Raw genomic sequence first — 864 nt, 5'->3', positions numbered from 1 at the left:
CCATCGGCGCGCACGTTCCAGACGATCTGATCATAGTCGTCTTCAAGCACCGGATCGACGGCAAGACATTTGGCGACGATGTGATCAGCCTGCCCTTGCACGTCGCCCAAGACGAATGGGCGCTCGGCCACACATTGCTCGGCGGTCGCGAAAATGCTGACGGGCACCTGGAGTTCACGGCAGTCGGCCATCGTGTTCGAGCAACCGATGACCAGCAGCAATGCAGCGATATGTTCCATGGCGGGAAAGTCCTCTCGCCATAGTAACGGTCTACATCAGCCAAAGTTCCTGGCGCGCTGGCAGGGAAATAAGACGGCGACAATTGATTCTGTCGCCGGCCGAAACGAGCTGGCCTCAATAGACCAGCTGGTACAGGGCGACCACCACGATCACCGCCACCAAGGCCAACGCAACAAGGCGCAAGGCTCCGTTGGGGACAGGGGCCAGCGGTGGCGCGGATGACTCGGAGTCCTCAAACTCGCCCATGGAAATCCGGGCGGCCTGCTCCAGTCTGTTCATATCGGCAACCGTCAAGGCATTCCCTCCCGCACCATGCTGCAAATCCTGCTGCGGAAATGTTCGGTGATGCAACAGGTTCCAGCGGTATCTGGGAAAAACAGCATCTGCTTTTATGGTGAACAGCTGGTTAAGAAAGCTCGGGTCGCTCAATCCGTCTCGAAATTGCCGTGTGGAACGACAAGGCGGTACTCGAGACGGCCAGCCGCGATTTCGAGCGTCGCCGTTCCGTTCAGTGACGCCGGCACGACCCGTTCGAGTGCGACGCTGCCGAAGCGCTTCTCGCTACGCCTGACATCACTGGCTCCGATTGCCTCGGCCCATGTCAGCGACAGGGAGGTTCCCGTG

General features: G+C 59.6%; 2 protein-coding genes and 1 pseudogene. All 3 read right to left on the bottom strand.

Going from position 1 to position 864, the window contains the following annotated elements:
- Nucleotides 1-221: hypothetical protein (locus EN984_RS36230; protein WP_245480205.1), on the bottom strand; the 221-nt coding region annotated here is incomplete at its 3' end.
- 133 nt (nt 222-354) lie between these two features.
- On the bottom strand, nt 355-669 hold the full coding sequence (locus EN984_RS39245) for a hypothetical protein (protein WP_236383520.1): 315 nt from the start codon (nt 667-669) through the stop codon (nt 355-357).
- Nucleotides 666-864: pseudogene (locus EN984_RS36220) on the bottom strand (histidine kinase); the annotation flags it as partial. The gene EN984_RS39245 and the pseudogene EN984_RS36220, both read right to left, overlap by 4 nt.

This window comes from Mesorhizobium sp. M7A.F.Ca.CA.004.12.1.1, from assembly GCF_003997835.1.
Taxonomy (GTDB): Bacteria; Pseudomonadota; Alphaproteobacteria; order Rhizobiales; family Rhizobiaceae; genus Mesorhizobium.
This window is presented reverse-complemented; position numbering and strand designations above follow the sequence as displayed.